The organism is Streptomyces sp. NPDC053076, from assembly GCF_044546845.1.
Lineage (GTDB): Bacteria > Actinomycetota > Actinomycetes > Streptomycetales > Streptomycetaceae > Streptomyces.
The window spans coordinates 45,822-70,386 of record NZ_JBITZL010000015.1 but is presented as its reverse complement, the minus strand read 5'-3'; the positions used below and the strand labels follow the sequence as shown (position 1 = coordinate 70,386).

Here is a 24,565-nt window from a genome sequence, read left to right as displayed (position 1 = left end):
CCTGACCTCTTGTTGTCTCAGAGGGAGTTGGGGTGGATCACTTCTTTGTGTCTCACGGCAAGCTGCGTCGGTTCTACGAGGCACCGCCTGGCGTCGATCTCGATGCGGTGGCGTACGTCCAGCGGCCCGGGGCGGTGAAGGAGGGCACGCCCTTCTTCCTTGATCTCGGCATGCGTCCGGCCGAGCCGTTGTGCTCGTTCTTCCTGGAGCTGTCGAAGTCGCTCAAGGCGAAGTCGCTGGAGGACTACACGTACGACGCCTTGGACTTGGTCGACTTCCTAGGCCAAATCTCCCTGGCGACCGACCTTTTGTCGGCTACGGAAGACGATCTGGTGGCTTACCGGGACGACTGCACCGAGCACCGTGAGGCGCCGGACAAGCCGGCCACGTGGCGAAAGCGCCGGTCGCTGATCAACAACTTCTACGACTGGGCCGTCGATGCGAGGCTGCTCGGTCAGCGGCCGTACTTTCGCCGCAGCAACGGACGGGACGTGCTGGCCTGGGGCGCCACGACCGAGCTGGACGTGCGCCACCTGACCTTCCGGCAGTGGCGGTTCCTCAAGCGGGTGGGCCTGCGCGGCTGTCTCCCCGGTGGCCTGGTCGATCCCGCCTTCCGGAGCCGCGCCCCGCTGCGCAACAGCGCGGCCGGCGAACTGGCGATCACGACGGGGATGCGGCTGCGCGAGTTCAGCTGCCTGCTCGACATCGTCGGCCCGCCGCGTCGGGGACGTCTCCCCGGCTGAGGTGATGTTGCAGGCCATCGCCAAGTTCGGGCTGCCGCGGGTGGTGGCCGTCCAACACGCGACGCTGCGAGAGATCGATCTGTATCGCCGCACTGAGCGGGCCGCGATGGTGCGGTCCTCGGTGAAGGCCCTATGCCGGCGCAGGCTCGTCGTCGACGACGTCGACCTGCGGCAGATGAAGCTGCGGGGCACCCTGCACGGGCGGCGCCGGACCTTCCGCGCCGAGGCGATGTCCGCCGAGGTCCGCCGGGTTGCCGTCATCGAGGGCGACCTCGGCCTGGAGCCGATGGCCCTGTTCGTCGGCCGCGGCGGACGGATGCTGTCCAAGCAGCGCTGGGAACCCGGTTGGTCGACCTGCTCAGGGCCCGCCGGGCAGGTGAGAAGGTCGCGGTCGGGCCCGGCGCCGACCGGCTGCATGCCGGCCTGGACAAGGTCATCTCAACCATGAACGAGGATCCCGTCCTACGGGCGCAGATCGCCGATGAACAGGCCGAGGCAGCGCTGCTCGCCACCCAGTTCACCAACCTCCACCTGGGAACCGTCAACCACTGCATGTTCGACGCCCCGCAAGCCGAATGCCAGAACGAACTGCCCACCGATCAGCGCGGCACGGCTCCGCTGATCGGCGCCTGCCAACCCGACCGCTGCCGCAACTCCGTGATCACCCGACGCCACGCTCCCATCTGGATCGCCGAGGAAGACGACCTCACAGCCAGAGCCCAGGGCCCCGCCCTGTCACCACCCGGCCGCGAAGCCGTCCTGATCCGCCTCGCCGACGTCCAGCGCATCACCCGCACGCTTCGACAAGAAGGAGTCACCCCCTGCTGCCGGTGTCCGCCAAGACCGCCACCAAGCTCCGCGAGGCCATGGCCCGGCTGCTGGCCGGCGAGCCCCTGCACACCGACGGCGCCCTCACCAAGGAGAACCTCGCCCGAGAAGCCCACGTCAGCCACGCCACCGTCCACCGCGCCGACGACATCCTCACCGAATGGAACGCCAAGGTCGCCCAACCCGTCCTCCGCACCCCCGGGGAAGTCACCCGGGACGAGACGATCGCAGCGCTCCGCAATCAGCTTCGTGAGGCCAGAGCCGAGATCACGCAGCTCAACGGCAAACTCGACGCCCTCGCAACAGTAACCGCGAACCTCTTCCACGAGAACCAGGCCCTGAAGAAGCACGAAAGCCGCCGAAGACTCGCCGCTCTCCCCTCCTCCCAATAGCACGTTCAAGGAGCATGCGAGCGCACACGTGGTGCTGGTCAACCTCTCCGAGGAACAGTGGTGCCTCAACTGGCGTGCACTCAGTGGGTCGTCAGCAGGTCTTTCGGTAGGGCACCTCCGGAAGATACGTCTTCCAGTCAGCTCGGGACAGACCAGCACCGACACGAGCACAGATGCCAGCGGCTGCTCGCCGGGGGTCGATGACGTACTTCTGCCAGGGCACGTGCTCGCCTGCTGTGTAGACCGCCTGGTCGTCCGGGCTGAATGCGACGGACAGGATCCCGTCGCCGGGTGTCGGCAGGGATTCGCCGAGTGGTTGGTGAGACGCCACATCCCACAACTGCACCGTTCCCTGGGATCCGGCCACGGCCAGGGTGCTGCCGTCGTGGGAGAACGCCAGCGCGCTCACTTCCTCCCCGTCCTCCCGCCCAGAGCTGAAACTTCCCGCCAGCGCGCCCAGCCGTCGGCGCAGCCCGCCGTCCCACAAAGAAACGCGGCCGTCGCCATCGTCCACGACGAGATACCTGCTATCCGGGCTGAACGCGAATACGTCTGCGTCCCCAGTCTCGTTGGGGGAATCCATGCCGGAGGGCGAGTGAATCACTCTGCCGTCACCGGACAGCAGCAGGTGACCATCGGGCCGGACCGCCGCGAGCGCGGTGCCCGGACCGAATCCGGCGTCCTGGTGGTAGTGCAGAGTATGAACAATCGCCCGGCTCCGCACGCTGCGCACGGTGACCCCGTTGCGTTCCATCTCCGTGGTCATCAGGCTCCTGCCGTCGGGGCTCAGCAGCATCCCCGTGAACCCCGCGTCTGGGTCCGAGCCAGCTGCCGCGACGAAGCTGTTGATGACCTGGTGTCGCGGGACGTCCCACACCCGGACCTGGTCGGGGTGGTGTGCGGGGTCGTCCATTCCGGCCATGCCGTAAGCGAAAGTCCTCCCGTCCCTGCTCAGTGACATGAGCTCCGTGGGCTCGCCGCCGTCGGGGGGAGGCAGGGCAATGCCTGGCGGGTGTGCGACCACGCGTCCGCCCGCTGCGTCGCGCAGCTCGAACTGTTCTGTGCGGCCATGTCTCCAGGCCAGGCCCAAGGTGGTGCCGTCTTCGTTGAGGACGGCGTCGCGGGCCGCGGTGTGATGCCAACCCGGGTTGGTCGCACGACCCAGGTCGATTGTCCGCACTCCCATGCCTGGCGCCAGGCTTTCCGAGACGTAGCGGATCTGGTGGGCGCGCAGGTCCAGGTGTAACTCACTGGTGGAATCGGTGACCAGTGGATAGCGCAGTACCGGAGCCTGCGGGTTACTCAACCGCCACAGCTGGATCTCGTTTGTCCCGGAGCTGGCGCTGGCCAGGAACCGTCCGTCCGTGCTGAAAACGAAGGTGCTGGGAGAGGTCAGGCGAAGTTCAAGACGTTTCCTGCCTGAGGGGACTTCCCATAGCTGGATCCCGTGGTCATCGGAGAACGCCAGGGTGTGGCCATCGGGGCTGAAATGCATCTGGCCGTAGTCTTGATCGTGGTCTGGATCGGGCGAGCAAAGGTGCTTGGGGAACCAGCCGGTGGAAAGCTGCCTCTGGCTGCGCACGTCCCACAGCTCAAGTGATCCGCTCTTTCGGCAGAACGCGACGAGGCGGCCATCGGGACCGGCGGCCATGTACGGCGCGATCCCGCGTGCTGCCCGTCGGGTGAACAGGCGACGCTGGGTTTGTATGTCCCACAGTTGCATCTGGTCATCGGTGCCCGTGAGTACTGTCCGTCCGTCGGCGCTGAGCTGCTGTCCGGACCAGCTGGGGGGCAAGCGGAGCGCGTCGCCGACCCCGTGTCCGTGAAAGCGTCCTTCCCGAATGTCCCAGAGTCTGATGTCTTCTACTTCTCCGTCTACGAGCAGAGTCCGCGCGTCGGGGGTCATGCCGTGGAGGCTGTCGGCCTGGCTACCGAGGCCCTTGAAGATGCCGATCTTGCGATGCGTCGCTACGTCCCATCTCACAACCTGGTGGGCGCCAGCGGACACCAGGATGCGGCCGTCTGCGCTGAGGAACTGTTGGGCACTGGGATCCGTGGGCGGGGCGAAATTGGCTTCCTCTCGCTGGGCCAGGGCGCCGAGCAGTGCGGAGCGGGTCTCGGGGGTGTGGCTGGTGCTCCAGGCAGCGACAGCGAGTTGGAGAGCCGTGGCCGGATCAGAGGAGCGCAGGCTGGTGGCGACCGCGGCGGCCCGCCGGGCGGCGGCCTGCGTACGCTGCCGGTCGCTGGCCTCGTTCTGTTGCCAGGCGACCACTCCTGCCACCAGGGCGAGCACCAGCAGCAGGGATAGGCCGGCTGCGAAAGAACGCAGCCATCGTCGTTCCTTGTCGCGGAGCGCGCGGCTTGCGGCCAGGAATGCCTGCTCGAGGCGGGTGAGCTCAGCCTCCCGGTGCGTCGTGAAGATCTCCTCGGCCGCCGCCAGGCGTACACCTCGGTACAAGGCTCCCGCATCCCGCCCAAGGCTGTCCCACGCCTGGGCGTCCTGACTCAATCTGCGGTGCAGGGCCAGCTGCTGGCGCCCCTCCTCGATCCATTGCTTCAGGCGCGGCCACGCGGTGATCAGGGCCTCGTGTGTGAGATCGACAAGGTCTTCGTCGAGTGTGATCAGGCGAGAGCGGGCCAGTTGCTCCAAGACGATCGCAGTGTCTGCGGAGTCTCCAAAATCGAATTCGCTGCGCTGAGCGGGTCGACGCGTGTCCGGGGTTCCCTCACCGGGGGTGATCAGGCGCAGCAGGATATGGCGGGCGAGGATCGCCTGGGTCGGGGTGAGGTCGCCGTGAACGTTTTCGGCGGTACGGGCAATCGCGCCGTGCAGCCCACCGGCCGCCTCGTAGGCGGCCTCGGTTAGTGCGCGGCCCTTGCGGCGATACCAGGTCTCGAGTAGGGCGTGCGACATTAGCGGCAGAGCCCCGGGTTCGCCTTCGACCTCATCCAAGAGGCGTGCGCTCAGGGCGCGTTCCACGATCATCCCCGCTTTTTGGGCGGGCTTGACGATCGACTCACGCAACTCGTCGCGGCTCATTGGACCGGCCAGCACAGTCCCGTCCTGCAGGGCCGCGGTCAGGGCCGGGTGTTCGGCGCAGCGACCGAGGAAGTCGGCCCGCACGGCGATGACGACGCGCAGATGACTCGCGGCATCGGTGGCCGCCAGGAGTCGGTCGATGAACTGGTCGCGCTCGGCAGGGTCCTGGCAGAGGGTGTAGAGCTCTTCGAACTGGTCCACGATCAGCCACGTGTCCCCGTCGCCGTCCTTCGGGGTCAGCCGCTGTTCGTGGGTGCGCAGGGGGTGTTCGCCTGGGGTGAGGACGCGCAGCGCGGCTGGCTGCGGGCTGGCCGGGTCCGGGGCACGGAGGCGGGGGATGAGGCCGGCACGCAGTAGAGAGGACTTGCCGCTGCCCGACGGGCCGAACACCGCAGTGAACCGACGGGAACGTGTTAGCTCGACCAGGCGGTCGGTGAGTTCGTCGCGGCCGAAGAACAGATTGGCGTCGCCCGGCTCGAAGCGGGCCAGGCCCCGGTACGGGGGCTCGGCGTTCTCATCCTCGGTGCGGGGCTCGGCCGCCATTTCCGCGGCCGCCTCGCGCCACAGCTCCCCCCACTCCTTCTCGTCGCCGCCGCAGGCACGCACGTATGCGAGAACAACCGGCAGGGTTGGCAGCCGCTCACCCCCGGCCGCCTGCGACAGCGTGCTCGCACCCTGACCTGTGCGCTGCGCCATCACGCGGTAGGTCGGACTCCCGGCCTCCGCACGGAGTTTGCGTAACTCGGCAGCCAGCCGTGCAACCGGCCCCGCACTCGGATCGAGTGGGCTCTCAGGACGTCCTGCCATCGACGGCTCACCCCTCTACCCGCCGCCTCCCCCGCGGATGCGGCGCGATCACCCGGACGCTACGCATGCCCGGGGAGAAGAGCAAACGACAGGCGTCTTCTTTGGTCAGCGTCGTGCGCCGTGCCCGTGACCTGCAATGCAGCCATTGATCAGGGTGGTTGAACCGGCTGCCCATTCAATCCCCAGTCCGCTGAACTCGTTGTCGTGAACCCGCTGACGCCCGCAACGGCGGCTCCAAGCTCAGTCCGCGGGCTGGTCCGGCGAGTCAGTCCATCGAGGGAAGAGGAAGTACACATGCATGCACTTAAGTCCATCGGAATCGCCGCAGCGAGTGCTGGTCTCCTGCTTGCACCGATCACCGCAGCAGGGGCTGCCAGCCCTGAACCGTCCACGCCCCAGACCAACAGCAGCAGCGCAGCTGCAGCGGGCTGGAACTGCCGTGACACCTCCAGCACCATCACTGGCGCGAAGGTCACAGCTCACATCTGCTGGAAGGGCACGCAGGTAAGCGCCAGCGGGCGGATCTACGACACGAAGGCCGACCACCACAAGGCATGCGTCAAGGTCCACTACGTCACCCGCAACGGAGTCGGCACTCCTCTCATCAGTTGTGACGAAAGGGGTGCGGGAACGAGCACCTCCTGGGGGCATCGCGAGGACTACGGAAAGAAGTACTGGATCAAGGCGTGCACCAACAACTGGACCGGCACGAAGTGTGACGCCCACTGGCGCTGAGCACACCCCGGCCGTGAACAGCGGAAAGCCAGCCAGGGGAGCTGGCCGGCGTGAGGGGACCGGCCAGCGCTTCTGCCTATGAACAGCTGCTGAACAGGGCGACCAGGCGTCTGGGCGTCGTGCAGGCAGTGAGCAACGAACGCCGCCGGGCGGGCCGGTCACCGACCGGCCCGCCCGGCGTCTCCCGAAGGCCGCTCGCCCACCCGGCTGGCCCGTCCACCCACGCCCATATACGAGGGGAGTGTGTCACGTGAATCCGAGCAAGCACCCGGGCGCGGTACTCGAATTCGAGGAGTATGTCCGTACCCGGCAGGACGCTCTGCTGCGCAGCGCTCGCCGCCTTGTCGGCGACCCGCTCACCGCCCAGGATCTCCTTCAGACCGCGCTGTTACGCACCTACCACCGGTGGGAGCGCATAGTGGACAAGCAGCTCGCGGACGCCTACTTGCGTCGTGTCATGATCAACACCCGCACCGAGTGGTGGCGGGCACGGAAACTGGAAGAGCTCCCCACCGAGCATCTGCCGGACGCGTCTGTCGAAGACTGGGTCGATCAGCACGCCGATCGTGCACTGCTCATGGACATCGTCAAGACGCTGCCGCCCCAGCAAGTCAACGTCTTGGTCCTTCGGTACTGGGAGCAGATGTCCACCGACGAGACGGCCGCCGCCCTCGGCATGGCGCCCGGCACGGTCAAAAGCACACTGCACCGGGCACTCGCCCAGCTCCGACAGGAGCTAAAGCACCGCGACCCCGACTCTGCTTCGCAAGCAGCTGGCACTGCGAACTCGCCGACGCAGAGCCTGACCGGCACGATCACTGCGCCGGACGCACCGCACCCCTGCTGCGCACGGACACGGCGAACTGGTTGACGTACTTCGTCAACCAGTACTCTCGGCTCCGCTACGAAGGGATGGAGCTGTTCAACTCTCGCTGAGACACATCACTTGGTCGTTCAGCCGGTGCTAACGCTTCGACGCCGCGGTCTCGGCTGAGGCAGCAGGCTGAGACAGTCCAATTGTTCCTAAGGTCCGCACGGTGGAGAAGGGTCGACGCTCTCCGCTTGCGGCGCTGCGCCCGGAGCCGGCACCCGTACCGGCGTAAGCCTCCGAGGAACTGCGCGGGCAGCTGCAGGACGCCGAGGGCGAAGCGGCCGGTGCAGCCGCGGCGCTGCAGACGCTGACGAACGCCGTCCGCCGCGCCGGTGAAGCGGCCGGCGCACTCGCCCAGCAGCGTGCCGCCCAGACCCTCACGCAGAACAGGCTCACCGCTCTGGTGCAGGCACGTCCCGGTAGCGACCTGGATGAGGCCCGGGCTACGAAGGTTCGGGCGCAGAACATGCTGGACGGCATCCATCGCCATGAGGCAGCACACACGGCAGGCGACGGGCTGGCCGCCGGTGACACCTGTCCCGTCTGCACCAGGACGCTGCCGGAGGCCTACCAGCCGCCGGAGCCGCAGAACGCTGAGGCCCTCACCCGCGCCAGGGCCACGGTGAAGGCCTCCGCCGCGCTGGCCGACGCCGAGCGGGAGCACGCCCGGCACGCGCACGAGGTCGAACAGCTCCAGGCGGCCCAGGACGAACACCGGCGCCAGGTGCAGGAAGCCACCGCCCTGCTGGAGGCTTCCCTGCCCCGGTGCGAGAGCGGGCCCAGGAACTCGCCGTACGCAGCAGCTACCCCCAACCCGCGGCGTATGCGAAGGAGCTGGAGAGCGCTGCCGTACGAGTTCTGACCCGCGTGGTCGAATCCGCGGCACCGACTGCCTCCGAGCAGGAGAACCTGGCGGATGCACTGCTGCGGGACGCCCGCGGCCGTGTTGCGCAGATGCAGGAGGCGGCCGACGCCGGCAGGAATGAGCTGGCACGGGAGGAGGCCGAGCGGGGCGCCGCGCGCGCTTCGCTGGAAACGGCCCTGCCTCACAGAAACGACACGCGCAGGCACGCCAGACCACCGAGCGCCTGGAGAACGAGCGGCGCGGTCTGGTGGCGAGTTTGTCTGCACTGCCCGAACTCGCGCATGCGAAACAGGAACTGTCCCAGCGGCAGGAGAAGCTGCGCGCGCTAGAGCACTCACTGCTGACCGAACGGGGCGAGCTGAACGAACGCCAGCAGCAGGAAGTTGCCCAGCCTCTGCACTGACTCGGGGCCCAGCTGCAGCGATGGGCGGACAGCGCTCTCAGCACGGCCGCGCTCATCGAGGAGGCACAGCGCCCCGCGCTGCCCGCCCCGGCCAGGACGCACGACCTCACGGCCACGGAGAAGTACGCCGCAGACCTGGACAGGGCCAGCACCCTGGTGCTGGCAGCTCTGGACGAACACGACACCGCGGCACGTGCAGCCATGGCAGAGCTCACCACGCGGCTGTCTATGCACGCCGAAACAGTGACCGCCGCCTACCCGGATACCACCGTATTGCAGGTGACCGCCGAAACAGATCCGCTGGACTCCACTCTCCTGGACGGCTTGAGCAGCCAGGCCGGCACCCTGCGCAACGAGGCCAGGCGCGCCCTGCAGGACATGGAGAAGGCCCTGTCCCAGGTTCCGCATCAAGAACCGGCTGGCGGCAGCGATCACTGTTGGCGAGCGCCAGCTGGCCGCGTGGCAGGCCGTGAGCACGCACATGACAGACGGGAAGTTCCTCGGCCACCTCAATGGCGCCGAGGACCGCGGTGTCACCGCCGGCGGCAGCCGGTGTCACCGGCGTGGAGGTGCGGTAGGCGGCCTGGACCGCCCCGTTGCTGGGTTCCGGCCGCTCTGTGGCGGAGGCGGGGGTCACGGTGCCGTCGGCTGCGGGGTCGACGGTGGCGGTGAGGGCTCCAGGTAGTGCAGGACCAGCGACGCGACCACGTCGTCGAACGCGCCGTCCTTGAACGGCAGGTGCTCGCCCAGGTCGGCCACGTGCAGGGCTACGTCATCACCGAGCCTCTGCCTGGCCAGTGCGAGCATCCCGGCGCTGGCGTCGATCCCGGTGGCGACCGCGCCGCGGTCGCGCAGTGCGGCGGTCAGTGGGCCCGAGCCGCAGCCGGCGTCCAGAACTCGGTGGCCAGCCACGTCTCCGGCAAGGGCTAACATCGCGGGCCGTTCGTAGTAGCGTTCACGAGGTTGTTCTCGTTCTCCGCCGCATACGCCTCGGCGAAACTGTCGTAGTCGTCGTTCGAATTCGCTGTCATCTCGGACACGCCGCCCGACCGATGTGACTGAGCGTCCTACTTGGCCAGTGAGCATTTCAGTCGGCCAGTCGTGCGCTCAGCGGGGTTGCAACCTGTACTCAGGTACAGGTTTACCGTCGGAGGTGTCCCCAGCACCGGGGACTGATGACGGGAGTGAGCGCGATGAGTGATCTTGCGTGGATGCCGCAGTCCTGCACCCTGCCCACCGAGGAGCGGCCCCTGCGGGTCGCGGAGTGGGATGCGCTGTTCGCCAAGCGGCTGACCGCGCTGTCCCGGCCCCAGCCGCTCCGCCTGCGCCTCGACCTGGCCGGCGGAGAAGGCGTGGAGGACCGGGTCCGTGACCTGGTGGAGCGCGAGAGCGGCTGCTGCTCGTTCTTCACCTTCACCACTACCCCCGGCCAGGACCTGATCCGGCTGGACATCTCCGTGGACCAATCGCACGAGCCGGTCCTGAACGCCCTTGCCGCCCGGACCGCTGCCGCCGGGGAGCAGCGGTGAGCACGGGCCTGCGCAGCGGGCAGGTCGCTGAGGCGGCCGGGGTGAACATCCAGACGCTGCGCTACTACGAGCGACGTGGCCTGCTGGCCGAGCCGGACCGCAGCAACGGCGGCCACCGCCTCTACGGCGAGGATGCGGTGACCGCGCTGCGGGTGATCAAGGCCGCCCAAAGGCTCGGGTTCACGCTGGAGGAGGTCGCCGAGCTCCTGGAGGCCGGCCGACACCGGCACGGCCGCCCCGTAGCCGGGCTCCAGGACCGTGCGGCGGCCAAGCTCGCCGAGGTCGACGCGAAGATCGCCGACCTCACCACCATCCGCACCGCCCTGGCCGCCGCCGTGGAGGCGGGCTGCGACGACCTGACCGTGTGCGCGTCCAGCACGTGCTGCCCCATCCCTTTCACCGACCTCGCCGAGGAGAACCGACATGCCGGCCCCTGCTGCTGACCCCCGCCCCCACCGCGCCCCGAAGGCGCTCGGGGGACTTGCCGCGCTGGCCTGTGTGGCGTGCTGCGCGCTGCCCGTCCTGATCACAGCCGGGGTCGTCGGAGCCGGGGCCGGGGCGGTGGTGGGGTGGCTGCCCGCCCTCTCCGTCGTCCTGGCCGTGTTCGCCGCCGGGACCTGGTGGCTCAGCCAGCGCCGCCGCTCCTGCTCCTGCACGTCCGCAGGGGAGGACGGGTGCGGCTGCAAGGCGTCCGCCGACCCGCTGAAGATCACCGGTGTGGGCCGCCAGTAGGGTCGGCCGTTATGACCGTCGCTCGTTCCGTTGCCCTGTTCGTCGTCGCCGCCCTCTCCGAGATCGGCGGTGCCTGGCTGGTGTGGCAGGGCATCCGCGAGCACAAAGGCTGGATCTGGATCGGCGCTGGCGTCATCGCCCTCGGCCTGTACGGCGTGGTGGCGACCTGGCAACAGGATGACAACTTCGGTCGCATCCTCGCCGCGTACGGCGGGATCTTCGTCGCGGGATCGATCGCCTGGGGCATGGTCGCCGACGGGTATCGCCCCGACCGCTACGACGTCATCGGTGCCCTGGTCTGCCTCGCCGGTATGGCCGTGATCATGTACGCCCCCCGCTCGCACTGACTCCACTGCAGCCCCGAAGTGCCGGCTCAGGCGACCCCAGACAGCCGGAACGAGTCGCGCCGAAGGCGTACCGAAATCTGAGCGCCGCAGTCGGCCAGACTGGCCAACTGCGGCGCTCAGTTACAGCGGTCGGGGGTCGCACCCGGCGTGGTCGGCCTCATGGTCGGGGCGACCACGCGGGCTCAGCGGCGGCGGAGTTCCTCAGCCCAGTTCCGAAGCGGTCCTTCAAGGACCAGGTTGTCGCCGCGGGCCGCGGTCTGGAGCAGCTGGGCGCACACGGTCGCTTCGGCGACGAGGCCGGCCGGACTGCCCAGCACGGGGAAGGCGACGCGGACGCGGGCGGCAGTGTCCGGTTGGAGCAGCGAGTGGGCGTAGAGAGTGGCAGCGTCGAACCCCTATGGGGCTATGCCCCATCCTTCCCAGTCCAGCAGACGCAGCGGTTCGGTGAGGTTCGCCCAGTGGACATCCGCGTGGGCTGTTGTCCACGCAGGAGACGGCCGGGGCGGGGATGCCCACGAACTCGGGGATGGCCCGCTCCATGTACTGCTGCCGTACGGCGACGCGGCCGGTGTCTGTGGCCGCCACTTTCTCCAGCGTCCCGGCGAGGTCGTTCCACCAGGAGTCCGGCAGCTGGGCCTCGCGCTGGAGGACCGGGTCGTCGGACAGGACCGGGTCATCGACGCGGACCGACAGCTCCGCCCGGTAGGCGGTGCCGTCGTCGACGGCGTCGTGGACTGCCAGGAGGGCGGGCCGGTGGCCGTCGAGGTCGCCGAAGGCGTGCTGGGCATCGAGGGCGCCGTCCCACAACTTCCCCGACGCCTTGCCCTCCGGGGCCGACACCAGGCGCAGCCAGGCGGGCACGCCCGTAGCGGTGCGGGCCGGGGCACCCAGGGTGCGCCCGGCCCAACCCCAGAACTCCGCGCCCGGCTCCACCTGGACGTCCAGGGCCTTCGCGGTGTGCGCGTGGTGGGCGCGCATGCGCTGTTCGGTGTCCGGGTCAGGGGGAGCGAGTACACCGGTGATCTCCCGCAACTTGGCGGCGGTCAGGGAGGGTTGGGCGACGGCGTCGGCCGCCTCCTTCCAGTGTGGCGCACCGGAGGCGGCGAGAAGGACGTTTGTCACTCCTGGGCATGACGCGACGGCGAGGAGGCACGCCTGTGCGGGGGTCAGGCCCGGCCGGATGAGGTCGGCGAGCTCCTGGTCGACCATGCCGGGGAGTTCCCCGCCGTGCAGCGGGGCCGACGCCATCACCCGCAGTCCCTCCTCGGCGGCGGCCGGGAGCGGGCCACGACCGTGAAGGGCCTGCACGATCGGCGTCATCATCACCAGGCTGACCGGCAGTTGGACGGCGGCCAGGTGGTGCTGTCCGCCGGCGGCTTCGGCGGCCAGGGCGAGCAGCTCCTCCACCGTGAACGCCTCCTCCTCCATGCCCGCCCACGTGGCGACGCCGTACCCCGCCACGTGCCCAGCTGCGGCTTCTTCCTCCAGGGCAGGTGTGCGCTCCGGGCGTCCGGCGCGTGACTGCACGGCCGCTGCCGCCGTAGCCATGCCGCCGCGGGTCACACGCGCTGCTCGCCCGGGCCGCTCGCGCAGTTCGGCAGCTAAGTGAACCCAGTCGTTCGGCCTGCCGCGACCGGCCGCACCGCGGCTTCCCCTGCTCGCCACCGTGGTCCTGAAGGGGGCGTTTTCCCCTGCCTGCTGCTGTGGTCTGCAGCTTCGGCCCCTATCGGCGCTCATCCCCTTCACCGATGCCCAGGCTCCCCGGTTCAGCTGTGCAGCGGGCCGCGACAGCGCGTCACATGCTCCGCATGGGGCACACGAGGCGGTGGGCAGGATGCCTCGGGGCGCAGCTGTTCGCCCGGAGGTGCGGGTGTGGCCCGGACCTCGGGGTCCGGGCCACCTGGTGTGCATGCAGAACGGCCCCGCGCGACGCACACGCGCGCGGGAGTGCGCCCATCGCTTCGAGGGAACCGGATGCGCACCACCGGCCGTCGTTCAGGCCCGGGTGTAGCCGCCGTCGGCGAAGAGTTCGGCGCCGGTGACGAACGACGAGGCGTCCGAAGCCAGGAAGAGGGCGGCCTCGGCGATCTCCTCGGCGTCGGCCAGCCGCCCCAGTGGCACGACGGCCTCGGCGAACTGGTCGACGTCCGGCCCTGCGGCGCCTAGCAGGCCAGGGGTCCGCGTGGGCCCCGGGCTGAGCACGTTGACCCGGAATCGGCGCTTCCGCGACTGCCGGGCCCAGTTGTGCACAAGGTTGCTCAGCGCCGCCTTCGAGGCGCTGTAAACCTCGAGTTGCTCATTGGGCCGCACGCTGTTGCTCGAGCCGATGACCAGGATGGAGGCGTTCTCCGCCAACAGCGGAAGCGCCTTCTGAACGGTGAATAGTGGGCCCTTGACGTTGACGGCGAGCGTCATGTCGACGTTCGCTTCGGTGTGGTCGCCGAGCGCGGCGTCCGCGACGATTCCCGCGTTGGCGACCAGCACGTCGATGCGTCCGGCCTCCTCGCGGACTCGCGCGTAGAGCGCGTCCAGGTCGGCCAGGACCGAGACGTCGGACCGTACGCCGGTGGCCGCAGGGCCCATCTCCTTGACTGCCCCTTCAAGGCGGTCGATGTCCCGGCCGGTCACGAAAACCCGTGCGCCCTCCCGGATGAAGCGCTGAGCGATGGCCAGCCCGATCCCGCTGGTCCCTCCGGTGATCACGGCCACCTTCTCTTGAAGCACGCCTGGCATGTCGAACCCCTTCAGTTATGGAATGGATCGTCCATAACGTAGGCAGTAATGGACGATCGAGTCAAGAACGGATAGGCTGAGACCATGCCGAGACCGCGCACATTCGACGAACCCCAAGTCCTGGAGCGGGCCCGGGAACAGTTCTGGGCGACCGGCTATGCAGGAACCCGGATGGACGACATCGCCCAGGCGACCGGCCTGGGCAAGGGCAGCCTGTACGGCGCATTCGGTGACAAGGGCAAGCTGTTCCACCGTGTGTTTGGCGACTGGTGCACCGCAGTCGTTGAGGTGGCCGAAGAGCGGCTGGCAGGTGGCCCGGACGCAGAGGCGTTGGCCCGGCTGTCGGGATACGTGCACCTCATGGCGGAGAACACCGCCTCCGACACCGAGCGCCGCGGGTGCCTGTTGGCCAAGGGCGCGGCGGAACTGGCCCAGCATGATCCGACGGTCGCCGGACGGTCGGCCGAGACCATGACGGCACTGCTGACCCTGCTGCGGACGGAGATCAGCGCCGCCCAGCGCCACGGCGACATCGATAGCGCTGCGGATCCGGAGCGGTTGGCGGCACTACTGCTGACGGTGGTCCGCGGTATCGAGGCGGTAGGCAAGGCCGGCCTGGACCCGGAGATGCTGCGGAACATTGCAGACACCGCACTGTCGGTCCTGCCCAAGCCCGAGGGGCAGAAACGCCTCGCAACCGGGCGCAGTCCGGCCCGCCCGAACTGACTTGGTGCCATCACGGTCACATAATCCGCCGGACAGGGCCTATGTCCCGTGTTCTGGTGCTATCTGACGACGTGTGCCGTCGCCCGCGTCTCATAGCTGGTCATCCCCGAGACCGCAGACGCGACCGCAGACCGAACGGCGTGCTGGCAGCGTCGAATCGCCGCCCGGTCTTTCCCAACAGAGTAAGCCCGGTACGGTCGTTCGTCGCCGGCGACGTGCTCGTCGCGGACTCCTCGGGCGTCGGCTCGTCGTCCCGGTCCTGCCGCTCGGTTTCGCCGATCAGGCAGTCGGGACACGGGTCTCCAGCACCATGCTCGCCGCTCTCGTCGTGTCCCCACGCTCGTAGGCCTCGCCCTCGGCTTAGGCACCGAATCAATCAGCACACCTGACACCTTCAGCAGACCGTCAACACACCTCACACCAGTGGAGGAGAATCATGAATGACCCCACAAGCGCCCCCCGTGTCTCCGGCAACCCGGTCCACGACCTGCCGCTGCCCGACCTGGCCGGTTTCACCCACCGTTGGGTCGACGCGGGCGGCGTCCGACTTCACGCGGTTGAGGGCGGTCAGCCGGACGGTCCAGCCGTCGTGTTGCTCGCCGGGTTCCCGCAGACCTGGTGGGCATGGCGCAAGGTGATGCCGAACCTGGCCGACCGATTCCGAGTCATCGCGATTGACCTGCCGGGCCAGGGCCACTCCGAACGCCCGGACATCGGCTACGACACGCACACGGTCGCTGCGCACGTCCACGCCGCGGTCAAGGCGATCGGAGTCTCGACATACTGGCTGGTCGCCCACGACATCGGCGCGTGGGTCGCCTTTTCCCTCGCCTTGAAGTACCAGAGCCAGTTGCGTGGCCTGGCACTGCTCGACGCCGGTATCCCGGGCATCACACTCCCTGACGCCATTCCGACCGACCCCGAGCAGGCTTGGAAGACCTGGCACTTCGCCTTCCACCTCGTGCCCGACCTGCCCGAGACACTGCTCGCCGGCCGTGAAAGGGAGTACGTCGGCTGGTTCCTGAAGGCCAAGGCCCTCTCCTCCAACACCTTCGACGACGCCGAAATTGAGCACTACGCTGCGTCCGTGGCCGTCGGCGGCGGCCTTCGTGCATCCCTTTCCTACTACCGGGACGCCGCCGAGTCGGCGCAGAAGAACCACGAAGGGCTGGAGCAACAGCGCCTGACGGTCCCGGTTCTTGGGATCTCCAGCAGCCACGGCTCGATCCCCGACATGGCAGCTTCCATCAGGCCGTGGGCCGACCACACCACCGGGATCGTCGTGCCGGACGCCGGACACTTCATCCCCGATGAACAGCCCGATGCCGTCGCTGCCGCACTGACCGACTTCATCACTGAGGATGACTGAGACTTGGCGGGAGCAAGTGTTCGGAACCGGCACCCGCACCCCTCGCTTGATCCTTAACCTGTGTGGCGGGGCTTCGGGGTGGTTGTCTTCTTCTTCGGTCCTTTTGCTGGCATGGTTTTCTTGGGTGTGTGCACGTCGTGGCGGGGTGCGGGACGGGTGTTTTCCCGGCCCGGCGGCCGGCCCGGGGAGGGTGGGTTTCGGTGCTCCGGCCGGGCAGGCGGCCTGTGGGCGGATGTGCCGGAAGTCGCGGCGAACGCGAGCGGGAGTGAGCCTCTCCGGAGGGCTGAGTTTTCCCCAGGGACAGTGCCGGTCGGCTGCGAGCGGGCGAGCCAGAGGCAGTTGGGTATAGGCGGCGAGAGGATCAGCGGTCGGCGGCCTCGGGTGTCCGGGGGTGCAGCCGGTCCCAGGAGCGGGCTCTGGCGGTGCCGTAAAGACATGTCGGCGAGAGTTTCGGTGTCCGGGACGCCCCAGGTGTCGGGCTGCCCGAAGACGAATTCGCGGCCGTGCCGGGGCGGCCGGCCCTGGGTGTGAGGCTGCCGGAGCGGGACGGCCCGCCGCAGGACGCGGTCCGAGCGCAACCGGGCCAGCACCTGCACCGGCAGGTCCCTTAGCAAGAAGGCGAGACGAGGTGCGTCGTAGCCGGCGTCCACGATGACGAGGATCCCGGTTCCCCTTCCTGCCATTGACCTGCCTGGATCAGTCCTCAGAGGCGGCGGCCAGGCGCACGGGGCTCCAGTGCTCTGCTTGCACGCACTTGTGCACGGTAAGCACCGGGGGAACATCCGCGATCGCGTGCGAAGGCGCGGGTGAAGGAGGGCACGGATCGGTAGCCCACCTGCGCCGATATGTCCTCTACGGTCTCTGCGGTGTCGCGGAGGCGGATCGCCGCGAGGTCCATCCGCCATTGGGCGAGGTACCTCGCGGGGCTTCGGGCCATGCTCGACTGGAACCGCCGTGACAGCGTCGCTCGCGACACCGAGGCCGCGGAGGCCAAGCTGTCGACGGTCCACTCGGCCGCAGGGTCAGCGTGGATGCGCTCGATCGCCTCGCGAACCAGCGGATCCTCAACCCAGCCGAGCCACGTCCCGCGCTGCTGCGTCGGGTTCAGCGCCGACCACGCCCGCACCAGCTGAATCAGCACGATCTCAACGAGGCTGTCCACGATCGTGGGCGTACCGAGCTGTGGCCGCGAGAGCTCTCGCTCCATCAGCTTGACAATGTCCCCCAGGTGCGAGCCGCCTACCTCGCCGCCAGGGATGTACACGACACCGGGCACCTCATCGAGCACTTGCGTCCTCGTCGAGTGGTCGCAGTCGTAGAAGATCGTCAGCAACCGGCTCCGGACCGCGCCGTTGCCCAGTCGCAGCGGCCCATCTTCTGGCTGCGGCGAGGAGGCCGAAGCGTGGACCTGGTGTGCCGGGTTGGCCGAACCTGGGGCGTCGCCCAGGCGATGCGACACTCCTGCCGGTAGGAGGACCACGTCACCAGCCGTCAGCTCGGACTGCTTGCCGTCAATGTGACTCAACCAGACTGTTCCGGCCAGGACGGCGTGCACCGCCATGGCCGGACTGTCGGACAGCTCGATCGACCAGCCACTGCCGGCCGCGACCCAGGGCCCGAGGGTGCCGCGGAAGCCCGACAGCCGAAGCACTTCAGAGATGAGGTCCACAGCGCGACACTAATGCACTCACCGGGTGCGACAGGTGGATAGGAAGTGCGCTCCGTACGGACATGGTCCGCCGCCGCACAGCCTCATAGCGTGAGAGCCCCACAGGGCGACCGGGAGAAACGATGAAGGTGCAAGGAAAGACCGCGTTGGTCACCGGCGTTGGCGTCGGCAACCTCGGACAGTACTTCGCGCAGGAATTGCTCCTGCGAGGTGCCGCCAAGGTGTACGCCACGGCGCGGCGACCGGAACTCATCGACGTGCCCGGTGTTGAGGTGCTTCACCTCGATCTGACGGACAGTGCCACGATCGCGCGAGCAGCGAGCACCGCCGCCGACACCGACCTGCTCATCAACAACGCCGCGATGTTCGACGCTGAGAACGACTTCCTGCATGGGGATCTCGAGGTGATGCACTGCATCTTCGACACGAACGTGTTCGGCACTCTTAGGGTGACTCGGGAGTTCGCTCCGGTCCTCGCCCGTGCTGAGGGGGGTGGAGCGGTCCTGAACGTGCTCTCCGCGATGGCATGGTCCAACTTCCAGGGTCTCGACGTCTACGGCGCGTCGAAGGCCGCGACCTGGAGCATGACCAACGCCCTGCGTAGTGAGCTGGCCCCACAGGGCACCCAGGTCACCAGCCTTGTCTTCGGCATGGCAGGAACGCGAGCCATGCACGACTTCGCAGACACGGTCGCCGGCGAGGGCGCCCTCGACGCCGTCATCACTGCCCCGGAGGTGATCGTGAGATCGGCTCTCGACGGACTCGAGGCCGGCGAACTGGAAGTGCTGGGCGACCAGCTGGCCGTCGAGGCGAAGACGGCGCTCTCGGACAAACCTCGATCGGTCTACGCAGAGCTGGCGGCGAAGCTACTGCCGTAGTAGCCCGCCCAGGAGACGCAAGGATCGTCCAGGCGGAATCGAATTGCTCTGCCCCTACCTTGCCGTTCGGCGGGTGGCACGCCCTACCTGGGCCAGGGCGCGGCGCAGGCGATCCACGACGCGGTCGCCCTCGGCATCGTCTGCACCGGCGCGACCAGTGCCAGCTTGCCAGCCGCGCTGACCCGTTACGACGCCGAGCGCCGGCCGGTCGCGCTGAAGATGGTCGAACGCGCCGCCTCCTTCGGTGGTGTCGGTCGGCGGCTGACGCATCCCGCCACGGTCGTGCTCAGGGACACCGCGTTCCGCCTGACCCCAGACCGTCTCGCCGTCTCGGGTATGCGGAGAGCTAGCGCGTGGCAGAGCAACGCGACTGACCTCGCTGATCGCGGAATAGGGGCGGCATAGATCCTTTCGGGTACCGCCGCGTCGAGCGGTCTATCGACGTCAATGAGCACGGACAAGACTGAATCGAGCCGGGCTCCGAAACCGCGCGCGCTGGGTCCAGGGGCGTGGGTCGAGATTCCGCCGACGGTGCCGGCCGGGATCAACACCCGACTGCATCGTGAAGCAGCAGCGGCATTGCTCGCGAGCTGCCTCGACCGGCGTAGACCCAGCAGTGTCGATGCCCTGAGACCGATCAGGAAATGCGCTATGCGGCGCCAGCACACGTGAGGTCGACTCGCTCGTAGACGACCGTGCAGCGCTCACACCGACAGAGCCGCGCGCCTCGAGGGCGAGGCCGACCTCGCCGATCCACGGCCACCCGGGTGGCGACTCCGTCCGTCGCTCAGGATGTGACGGCCGAACAGCAACGCCGCCGACCCGCAGCGGGCTGTGCGCATGACGCCTTACTCCCGTCTGCCCGCTGACCGAGTCAGGGCCGCTAACAGTGTCAACAATTCGTCTTGGAGTTCTTCATGTTCACCACCATCGCTCACGCCGTCACCCGGCGGGCCCGAGCGATCCTTGCCGTCAGCGTTCTCGCTACCGTGCTCGCTGGAGTGCTCGGCGCGGGGGTCTTCGACCGATTCGGAGCGCAGGGCTACAACGACCCCTCCTCGGACTCGACCAAGGCCAAGGAGATCGCCGAACAGGCCTTCGGCGGTTCGCCCGACCTGGTCTTCCTCGTCACCACCGGGTCGGGGACGCTCGACGACCCCGCGGCGCGCCAGGCCGGCAAGCAGATCACGCAACGGCTCCGGTCCGACTCCGACCTTGCCTCGGTGACCTCGTGGTTCGACACCCGGAACCCCGGCCTGCGCTCCAAGGACGGCAAGCAAGCACTCATCCTCGCGCGGATCGACGCACCCGACGAGAAGAAGCAGGAGCGGGCCGGTCCCATCCTGGACCGGTACAACGACACCAAGACCGGTCCAACCGAGCTCCTGGTCGGGGGGCCGCTCGGTGCGGACCTCAACCGACAGAGCACCTCGGACGTCGCGTTGGCCGAGTCCATTGCCATCCCGGTGACGATCCTGCTGCTCGTCGTCGTCTTCGGCAGTATTGTGGCCGCCCTTGTCCCGCTCCTCATGGCCCTCATCTCGGTAGTGGTCTCCCTCGCTGCGCTCTTCATGGTCACCCAGTTCACTGACGTCAGCGTCTTCGCCCTCAACCTCATCACCGCTCTCGGGCTGGGCCTCTCCGTCGACTACGCGCTTTTGATGGTGAGCCGGTACAACGAGGAGCTGGCCCGTGGCGCCGACGTGGACGGCGCGATCCGCACCACGATCAGGACGGCAGGAAAGACGGTGATGTTCAGTGCGGTCACCGTGATCGCCGCACTGTCCTCCCTGTTCGTCTTCCCCCCCTACTTCGTGCGTTCCTTCGCCTACGCTGGCATCGCCGTGGTCGCCGGTGCGATCGTCTCGGCGGTCATCGTGCTACCCGCGTTGCTGAAGGTCCTGGGCCGGCGCGTGAACGCCGGCCGGATCTCGTGGATCGGACGCCGGACGTTGCACGCCACGCCCGAGCGTGCCGTGTGGGCGCGGCTCGCCGCGACGGTGTTGCGGCGGCCGGCCTGGTTCGCCCTGCCCGTCCTCGCCGTCCTCCTCGCCCTCGCCAGCCCCCTGCTGGGCCTCTCACTGCAGAACCCCGACGACCGTGTCCTTGCCCAGTCCGCACCCGCGCACCAGGTAGGCGACGCCCTTCGCGGCAACTTCGCAGGCTCGACCGCGGACAATCTCGACGTCTTCGTCAAGGGTGACACCTCGCCCGCACAACTCGGGGAGTTCGCCGCGGCACTTAGCCGAGTCAAGGGCACGGCCGCAGTCGCCACGAGCATCGGGACCTGGTCCGGCGGCGCGATGACCGCCCCCGCTAACCCTGCCTCGGCCGCGCTCCAAGCCACGGGTCTGCAGCGCGTCAGCGCCGGCCTTCGAGTGGACCCCGCCTCCGACGAGGCACGCAGCGTGGTCGGCCAGGTCCGCGACCTTGCGGCACCCACGGGTACGCGTGTGCTCGTGGGCGGACCAACGGCTACGACCATCGACGACCAGAACGCCATCGTCGACCGGCTCTGGCTCGCCGGGCTGGTGATCGTCGCGGCAACGTTCGTCCTGCTGTTCCTCTTCACCGGCAGCGTCGTCCAACCGCTCCGGGCACTGTTGAGCAACGTGGTGACACTGTCCGCCACACTCGGGATCGCGGTGTGGGTGTTCCAGCGAGGTCATGGCGCGGACGCCCTGGGCTTCACCGCTCAGCCGCTCAACCTGGCCATCCTGCTGCTCTCGGTGTGCATCGCTTTCGGGCTCAGCATGGACTACGAGGTCTTCCTGCTCGGGCGCATCAAGGAGCTGCGCGACCGGGGAGCGAGCACGGCCCAGGCGGTCGTCTCCGGTGTCGGACACACCGGTCGCATCATCACCTCATGCGCGCTGCTGCTGTCGGTGAGCTTCTTCGCCTTCCTCACCGGCAACGTGAGCATGACCATGCTGCTCGGCCTGGCAACAGGACTGGCGATCATCATCGACGCGACAGTGGTGCGTGCGATCTTGGTCCCCGCCGCCATGGGGCTGCTCGGCGACAAGGCGTGGTACGCCCCGAACTGGCTCGGCCGCGTTCACGACAGGTACGGCTTCAGCGAGGCCGAGGACACCCCCACAGCCTCCCTGCACGGCGCGACCACCCAGTCCGTGTGAGCTGCCGATCTTTCGGGCCGCACAAGACAATGACCCATCAGCAAATGAAAGCAGACCTCTTATGAACCTCACACCGACCACTCCCAGCGCCGCCGAGCTGCCAGCCAGCGTCCGGGGTCTCCGTGACGCCATCAACTCCCACGACGCACAGCGAGTCGGGGACGTCTTCACCTCTGACTACAGAGCGGTCATTCCTTTGCACCCCTCGCTGAACTTCACGGGCAACGACCTGGTGGTGCGCAATTGGGCGGGCATCTTCGGGCAGATCCCCGATATCCAGGCCGAGGTTCTGCGGACCGCTCTGAACGGTGACGAGGTCTGGTCGGAGTGGAGGCTGACGGGCACCAGGGCCAATGGCGATGCCGCCGAGCTGGGCGGGCCAGTCATCTGGGTCGAACGTGATGGTCTGATTGCGCACGCCCGCTTCTACCTCGACCCGGTGACTGCGCCGGCCGCACACCCGGCAGCCGGCCCTTCGTGAACTAGCGCCCAGCTGGAGCAACTGGCAGCTTGACGTGCGTGTCACAGGCATTCCCCGTAGGGAGCAGTTGGGGACCGGACGCTGCGTCTGAACGGCACGCACGCCATTGCGCGCTGTACACCCAGATTCTGGCCGCTCCGGCGCCGCGGTCGCCGCAGCGCGAGGTTCGCCGCGGTGCCTGCTCCCCAGCGCGCCGGTGCGACCCGACGTGAACGTCTTGGCGATACGCGCCGGCGGGTCGCCGGTGTCGGCCGTCAGTCGGGCCAGGGTGAAGGCGTGCGGCGGAAGCGCCGACCGTCGCCGGAACCTCGCTTCGAGTGCCGTCCACGAGCAGGCGAAGCAGCGCGCCGGGGTCGGTTTGCGCAGCGATCCGCTCGTAGATGCCGCCGGCCTCCGCGGCGCGCACTCCGTCCTCGATGAGTGTGCGTAGCAAACCGCTCTTGCCTCCGACCGCCGCGTACACGGTGGGCGCCGCTACCCGCGCTGCGCGGGAGATGTCCTCCACCCGGGTGGCGAAATAGCCCCGCTCGATGAACAGCTCTCGTGCTGCCAGCAGGATCGCCTGCCGTGTCGCCGCCGCGTACTCGGCCCGCCGGCCCGTCCCTTGTCCTACCACCCCTATCCATCAGAAGAGGTTGTCACATGATCTTTCCGGTACTCGAAGACCTGGCTCGCCTGTGCGTCGGCATCACGCCCGAACACGACAAGCTCCCCACCCCGTGCGACGACTTCGACGTGAGCGAGTTGCGCCGCCACCTGCTGGGCTGGCTCAGCTACTTCGACGCCGCCCTCACTGACCCGGCCGGCAGCGACCGGCCCGACCCGACCGCCTTCACTGGCCCCGACCATCCGAGTGCCGTGATCGCGCAGCTCACCATCACGATCCGATCGGCTCTCGCCGCTGGCGTCGAGACAGCTCCCGTGAATGTTCCGCTGCTGGGCGGCGCCTATCCGGGCTCCGTAGTCATCGACCTGCTGCTGATCGAAACGCTCGGCCACGGCTGGGACCTGGCCCGCGCCACCGGCCAGTCATGGAACCCGGACCCGCAAACCTGCCAGCATGCCCTCACCGTGCTCGAAGGCGTGATCCAGCCGGAATACCGTGGCCCCGGCATGCCCTTCGGCCCCGAAATCGCCATCGAAGCAAGCGCACCACCTCTGGACCGGCTGGTCGCTTTCACCGGCCGTAACCCCGCGTGGGCCTGAGCCCGTTGGACTTCGCGTCAGGATCACGGGCGGTCGATCATGGGCGGCGGCCGCTGGTTTGGTTGTGACCCACGGTGATCTGAGCAGCTAAGAACGGGCTGTGCTGGAAACCGTTGCCGTCTCCAGGACGCGGACGGCCTCCCGGTCGGGGTGGAACGGCCGCGGGTGGGACCTCGAGGCGGCGGGCACGGCGACGGCGCGCGGCCGGGTGCGGGAGCTCAGGCGCTCCGCACGCCGCCTTGCATGGACCTGGGCGGCCAGGGCGCCGGCGGCGAGGCGGGCCCGCTCGTACTGAGGCGCTCAGATGAGCCACCCAGGCGTATAGAGGTGCCCATAGCAGGCAGACCCGGACCGATTCGGAGTATCGGTCCGGATCAGGCGGTAGCGCTGATCCGCCCGAATCCGAAACGGTCCACGACCTCGTGACAACGGGGTGCACCGCGGGAATCGACCCTCGGCAATGCTCACGCGAGTTCTGGCCACTGCGCTGGCGGAGCGTGACGACCGGCGTTCGTCCGGACAGCGGCCAGGTAGCCGGACCAGTCTGTCCTGTGCGTACTTGGCCCACGGTGTGCCGGTCAGGAATGGACGTCCAGCAAATCCCTGATGACGGCTGGAGACATGTCACCCGTCCCACTCAACTTGAATGCGGCTCACCGAAGTTCGGCCGACGACGCCAACACGCGCCTGTGCCACACCGACCCGGCAGCCGATTCGGTACCGGGTCGGGAACGGCTGCGGATCCGTGGTCTGGGACTCAGGACTCCGGCATGACCTCGTCCGCCTGCATGCCCTTCGGACCCTGCACCGCAACGAAGGTCACCTTCTGGCCCTCCTTGAGGGACTTGGCGGCGTATTGGATCGCCCTGAAGTGCACGAAGAGGTCGGGGCCGCTTTCGGGGGTGATGAAGCCGAACCCCTTCTCATCGTTGAACCACTTCACGGTGCCGGCCTGGCGCTCAGACATAACCGCTCCCTTGAATCACGCACTCCGACCGGACGCACAGGACGCCCGACGAGCCGATCATCCCCGCTAGGCGAACGAAGGTCACGGAACCAAGAGGTCTTGGCTGG

The 24,565-nt window shown here is 68.3% G+C and carries 24 protein-coding genes and 2 pseudogenes; 17 read left to right on the top strand and 9 right to left on the bottom strand.

Annotated features, from left to right (window positions below):
• The first annotated feature begins 32 nt into the window (after nucleotides 1-32).
• Together ACIGYR_RS37240 and ACIGYR_RS37235 are read left to right on the top strand one after the other, a co-directional pair.
• The gene (locus ACIGYR_RS37240) at nucleotides 33-743 is read left to right on the top strand and encodes a site-specific integrase (protein WP_399607977.1); all 711 of its coding nucleotides are present in this window, start codon (nucleotides 33-35) and stop codon (nucleotides 741-743) included.
• A 7-nt stretch (nucleotides 744-750) separates the two neighbouring features.
• Nucleotides 751-1,191: a hypothetical protein gene (locus ACIGYR_RS37235; RefSeq protein WP_400014436.1), complete on the top strand. Its 441-nt coding sequence runs from the start codon at nucleotides 751-753 to the stop codon at nucleotides 1,189-1,191.
• Nucleotides 1,192-1,205: 14 nt separating this feature from the next.
• On the opposite strand, the gene ACIGYR_RS37230 is transcribed toward ACIGYR_RS37235, so the two are convergent.
• Nucleotides 1,206-1,418, bottom strand: coding sequence for a hypothetical protein (locus tag ACIGYR_RS37230; protein WP_399607982.1), 213 nt, complete (start codon nucleotides 1,416-1,418; stop codon nucleotides 1,206-1,208).
• 155 nt (nucleotides 1,419-1,573) lie between these two features.
• Here ACIGYR_RS37230 and ACIGYR_RS37225 point away from each other — a divergent pair, with 155 nt between their 5' ends.
• Entirely contained in the window at nucleotides 1,574-1,963 is a 390-nt protein-coding gene (locus ACIGYR_RS37225; protein ID WP_399607984.1) for a hypothetical protein, read from the top strand.
• A 91-nt stretch (nucleotides 1,964-2,054) separates the two neighbouring features.
• Here ACIGYR_RS37225 and ACIGYR_RS37220 read toward each other — a convergent pair whose 3' ends face one another.
• Entirely contained in the window at nucleotides 2,055-5,699 is a 3,645-nt protein-coding gene (locus ACIGYR_RS37220) for a hypothetical protein (RefSeq protein WP_399607987.1), read from the bottom strand.
• Nucleotides 5,700-6,104: 405 nt separating this feature from the next.
• On the opposite strand from ACIGYR_RS37220, the gene ACIGYR_RS37215 reads away from it, so the two are divergent.
• From ACIGYR_RS37215 to ACIGYR_RS37200, 4 genes are all read left to right on the top strand, one after another.
• Entirely contained in the window at nucleotides 6,105-6,545 is a 441-nt protein-coding gene (locus tag ACIGYR_RS37215; protein WP_399607990.1) for a hypothetical protein, read from the top strand.
• Between the two features lie 250 nt (nucleotides 6,546-6,795).
• Complete coding sequence (locus ACIGYR_RS37210; RefSeq protein ID WP_391848221.1) at nucleotides 6,796-7,416, top strand: SigE family RNA polymerase sigma factor; 621 nt, start codon at nucleotides 6,796-6,798, stop codon at nucleotides 7,414-7,416.
• Nucleotides 7,417-7,882: 466 nt separating this feature from the next.
• Nucleotides 7,883-8,278 (top strand): hypothetical protein, encoded by a 396-nt coding sequence (locus ACIGYR_RS37205; protein WP_399607992.1) that lies wholly within the window; start codon nucleotides 7,883-7,885, stop codon nucleotides 8,276-8,278.
• A 259-nt stretch (nucleotides 8,279-8,537) separates the two neighbouring features.
• A complete protein-coding gene (locus ACIGYR_RS37200; RefSeq protein WP_399607994.1) occupies nucleotides 8,538-8,684 on the top strand; it encodes a hypothetical protein in 147 nt (48 codons plus the stop codon).
• A 663-nt stretch (nucleotides 8,685-9,347) separates the two neighbouring features.
• Here the strand turns inward: ACIGYR_RS37200 and ACIGYR_RS37195 are convergent.
• Nucleotides 9,348-9,715, bottom strand: a pseudogene (locus tag ACIGYR_RS37195) (class I SAM-dependent methyltransferase); the annotation flags it as partial.
• Nucleotides 9,716-9,877: 162 nt separating this feature from the next.
• Between ACIGYR_RS37195 and ACIGYR_RS37190 the strand changes: the two are divergent.
• Genes ACIGYR_RS37190 through ACIGYR_RS37175 form a run of 4 tightly spaced genes read left to right on the top strand, consistent with a single transcriptional unit; the run spans nucleotide 9,878 to nucleotide 11,292 of the window.
• Nucleotides 9,878-10,213, top strand: coding sequence for a hypothetical protein (locus ACIGYR_RS37190; RefSeq protein WP_399607997.1), 336 nt, complete (start codon nucleotides 9,878-9,880; stop codon nucleotides 10,211-10,213).
• Nucleotides 10,210-10,656 carry a MerR family transcriptional regulator gene (locus tag ACIGYR_RS37185; protein WP_399607999.1) on the top strand — a complete coding sequence of 149 codons (447 nt, stop codon included), beginning with the start codon at nucleotides 10,210-10,212 and terminating at the stop codon, nucleotides 10,654-10,656. Before ACIGYR_RS37190 ends, ACIGYR_RS37185 begins: the two co-directional genes overlap by 4 nt.
• Nucleotides 10,637-10,945 (top strand): hypothetical protein, encoded by a 309-nt coding sequence (locus ACIGYR_RS37180; protein ID WP_399608003.1) that lies wholly within the window; start codon nucleotides 10,637-10,639, stop codon nucleotides 10,943-10,945. Before ACIGYR_RS37185 ends, ACIGYR_RS37180 begins: the two co-directional genes overlap by 20 nt.
• An 11-nt stretch (nucleotides 10,946-10,956) precedes the next feature.
• A complete protein-coding gene (locus ACIGYR_RS37175; RefSeq protein WP_399608005.1) occupies nucleotides 10,957-11,292 on the top strand; it encodes a YnfA family protein in 336 nt (111 codons plus the stop codon).
• Nucleotides 11,293-11,517: 225 nt separating this feature from the next.
• Here ACIGYR_RS37175 and ACIGYR_RS37170 read toward each other — a convergent pair whose 3' ends face one another.
• Both ACIGYR_RS37170 and ACIGYR_RS37165 read right to left on the bottom strand, forming a co-directional pair.
• Complete coding sequence (locus tag ACIGYR_RS37170; protein ID WP_399608008.1) at nucleotides 11,518-12,840, bottom strand: hypothetical protein; 1,323 nt, start codon at nucleotides 12,838-12,840, stop codon at nucleotides 11,518-11,520.
• Between the two features lie 447 nt (nucleotides 12,841-13,287).
• Nucleotides 13,288-14,025: an SDR family NAD(P)-dependent oxidoreductase gene (locus ACIGYR_RS37165; protein WP_399608010.1), complete on the bottom strand. Its 738-nt coding sequence runs from the start codon at nucleotides 14,023-14,025 to the stop codon at nucleotides 13,288-13,290.
• A gap of 84 nt (nucleotides 14,026-14,109) precedes the next feature.
• On the opposite strand from ACIGYR_RS37165, the gene ACIGYR_RS37160 reads away from it, so the two are divergent.
• Both ACIGYR_RS37160 and ACIGYR_RS37155 read left to right on the top strand, forming a co-directional pair.
• On the top strand, nucleotides 14,110-14,751 hold the full coding sequence (locus tag ACIGYR_RS37160; protein WP_399608013.1) for a TetR/AcrR family transcriptional regulator: 642 nt from the start codon (nucleotides 14,110-14,112) through the stop codon (nucleotides 14,749-14,751).
• A gap of 436 nt (nucleotides 14,752-15,187) precedes the next feature.
• Nucleotides 15,188-16,120, top strand: coding sequence for an alpha/beta fold hydrolase (locus ACIGYR_RS37155; protein WP_399608015.1), 933 nt, complete (start codon nucleotides 15,188-15,190; stop codon nucleotides 16,118-16,120).
• A 53-nt stretch (nucleotides 16,121-16,173) separates the two neighbouring features.
• Here ACIGYR_RS37155 and ACIGYR_RS37150 read toward each other — a convergent pair.
• Together ACIGYR_RS37150 and ACIGYR_RS37145 are read right to left on the bottom strand one after the other, a co-directional pair.
• Nucleotides 16,174-16,820, bottom strand: a pseudogene (locus tag ACIGYR_RS37150) (transposase); the annotation flags it as partial.
• Nucleotides 16,821-16,823: 3 nt separating this feature from the next.
• A complete protein-coding gene (locus tag ACIGYR_RS37145; RefSeq protein ID WP_399608017.1) occupies nucleotides 16,824-17,789 on the bottom strand; it encodes a cupin domain-containing protein in 966 nt (321 codons plus the stop codon).
• A 122-nt stretch (nucleotides 17,790-17,911) separates the two neighbouring features.
• On the opposite strand from ACIGYR_RS37145, the gene ACIGYR_RS37140 reads away from it, so the two are divergent.
• The 3 genes from ACIGYR_RS37140 to ACIGYR_RS37130 all read left to right on the top strand — a co-directional run bounded on the left by ACIGYR_RS37140 (nucleotide 17,912) and on the right by ACIGYR_RS37130 (nucleotide 22,285).
• A complete protein-coding gene (locus ACIGYR_RS37140; protein ID WP_399608021.1) occupies nucleotides 17,912-18,667 on the top strand; it encodes an SDR family NAD(P)-dependent oxidoreductase in 756 nt (251 codons plus the stop codon).
• 917 nt (nucleotides 18,668-19,584) lie between these two features.
• Nucleotides 19,585-21,804: an MMPL family transporter gene (locus ACIGYR_RS37135; RefSeq protein ID WP_399608024.1), complete on the top strand. Its 2,220-nt coding sequence runs from the start codon at nucleotides 19,585-19,587 to the stop codon at nucleotides 21,802-21,804.
• A 61-nt stretch (nucleotides 21,805-21,865) separates the two neighbouring features.
• Nucleotides 21,866-22,285, top strand: a complete 420-nt coding sequence (locus ACIGYR_RS37130) for a nuclear transport factor 2 family protein (RefSeq protein ID WP_399608026.1) — start codon at nucleotides 21,866-21,868, stop codon at nucleotides 22,283-22,285.
• Nucleotide 22,286: 1 nt separating this feature from the next.
• On the opposite strand, the gene ACIGYR_RS37125 is transcribed toward ACIGYR_RS37130, so the two are convergent.
• On the bottom strand, nucleotides 22,287-22,790 hold the full coding sequence (locus ACIGYR_RS37125; protein WP_400014439.1) for a hypothetical protein: 504 nt from the start codon (nucleotides 22,788-22,790) through the stop codon (nucleotides 22,287-22,289).
• Nucleotides 22,791-22,927: 137 nt separating this feature from the next.
• On the opposite strand from ACIGYR_RS37125, the gene ACIGYR_RS37120 reads away from it, so the two are divergent.
• On the top strand, nucleotides 22,928-23,491 hold the full coding sequence (locus ACIGYR_RS37120) for a TIGR03086 family metal-binding protein (RefSeq protein ID WP_399608032.1): 564 nt from the start codon (nucleotides 22,928-22,930) through the stop codon (nucleotides 23,489-23,491).
• Nucleotides 23,492-24,248: 757 nt separating this feature from the next.
• Here ACIGYR_RS37120 and ACIGYR_RS37115 read toward each other — a convergent pair.
• Nucleotides 24,249-24,458: a cold-shock protein gene (locus ACIGYR_RS37115; protein WP_399608035.1), complete on the bottom strand. Its 210-nt coding sequence runs from the start codon at nucleotides 24,456-24,458 to the stop codon at nucleotides 24,249-24,251.
• Nucleotides 24,459-24,565: the final 107 nt, after the last annotated feature.

What these genes read in the sequence shown, in the direction of transcription:
- ACIGYR_RS37220 (WP_399607987.1), bottom strand. Translation starts at nt 5,699, where the DNA reads ATGGCGCAGCGCACAGGTCAGGGTGCGAGCACGCTGTCGCAGGCGGCC.
- ACIGYR_RS37215 (WP_399607990.1), top strand. Translation starts at nt 6,105, where the DNA reads ATGCATGCACTTAAGTCCATCGGAATCGCCGCAGCGAGTGCTGGTCTC.
- ACIGYR_RS37205 (WP_399607992.1), top strand. Translation starts at nt 7,883, where the DNA reads ATGCTGGACGGCATCCATCGCCATGAGGCAGCACACACGGCAGGCGAC.
- ACIGYR_RS37190 (WP_399607997.1), top strand. Translation starts at nt 9,878, where the DNA reads ATGAGTGATCTTGCGTGGATGCCGCAGTCCTGCACCCTGCCCACCGAG.
- ACIGYR_RS37180 (WP_399608003.1), top strand. Translation starts at nt 10,637, where the DNA reads ATGCCGGCCCCTGCTGCTGACCCCCGCCCCCACCGCGCCCCGAAGGCG.
- ACIGYR_RS37175 (WP_399608005.1), top strand. Translation starts at nt 10,957, where the DNA reads ATGACCGTCGCTCGTTCCGTTGCCCTGTTCGTCGTCGCCGCCCTCTCC.
- ACIGYR_RS37170 (WP_399608008.1), bottom strand. Translation starts at nt 12,840, where the DNA reads ATGGCTACGGCGGCAGCGGCCGTGCAGTCACGCGCCGGACGCCCGGAG.
- ACIGYR_RS37165 (WP_399608010.1), bottom strand. Translation starts at nt 14,025, where the DNA reads ATGCCAGGCGTGCTTCAAGAGAAGGTGGCCGTGATCACCGGAGGGACC.
- ACIGYR_RS37160 (WP_399608013.1), top strand. Translation starts at nt 14,110, where the DNA reads ATGCCGAGACCGCGCACATTCGACGAACCCCAAGTCCTGGAGCGGGCC.
- ACIGYR_RS37155 (WP_399608015.1), top strand. Translation starts at nt 15,188, where the DNA reads ATGAATGACCCCACAAGCGCCCCCCGTGTCTCCGGCAACCCGGTCCAC.
- ACIGYR_RS37140 (WP_399608021.1), top strand. Translation starts at nt 17,912, where the DNA reads ATGAAGGTGCAAGGAAAGACCGCGTTGGTCACCGGCGTTGGCGTCGGC.
- ACIGYR_RS37135 (WP_399608024.1), top strand. Translation starts at nt 19,585, where the DNA reads ATGTTCACCACCATCGCTCACGCCGTCACCCGGCGGGCCCGAGCGATC.
- ACIGYR_RS37130 (WP_399608026.1), top strand. Translation starts at nt 21,866, where the DNA reads ATGAACCTCACACCGACCACTCCCAGCGCCGCCGAGCTGCCAGCCAGC.
- ACIGYR_RS37120 (WP_399608032.1), top strand. Translation starts at nt 22,928, where the DNA reads ATGATCTTTCCGGTACTCGAAGACCTGGCTCGCCTGTGCGTCGGCATC.
- ACIGYR_RS37115 (WP_399608035.1), bottom strand. Translation starts at nt 24,458, where the DNA reads ATGTCTGAGCGCCAGGCCGGCACCGTGAAGTGGTTCAACGATGAGAAG.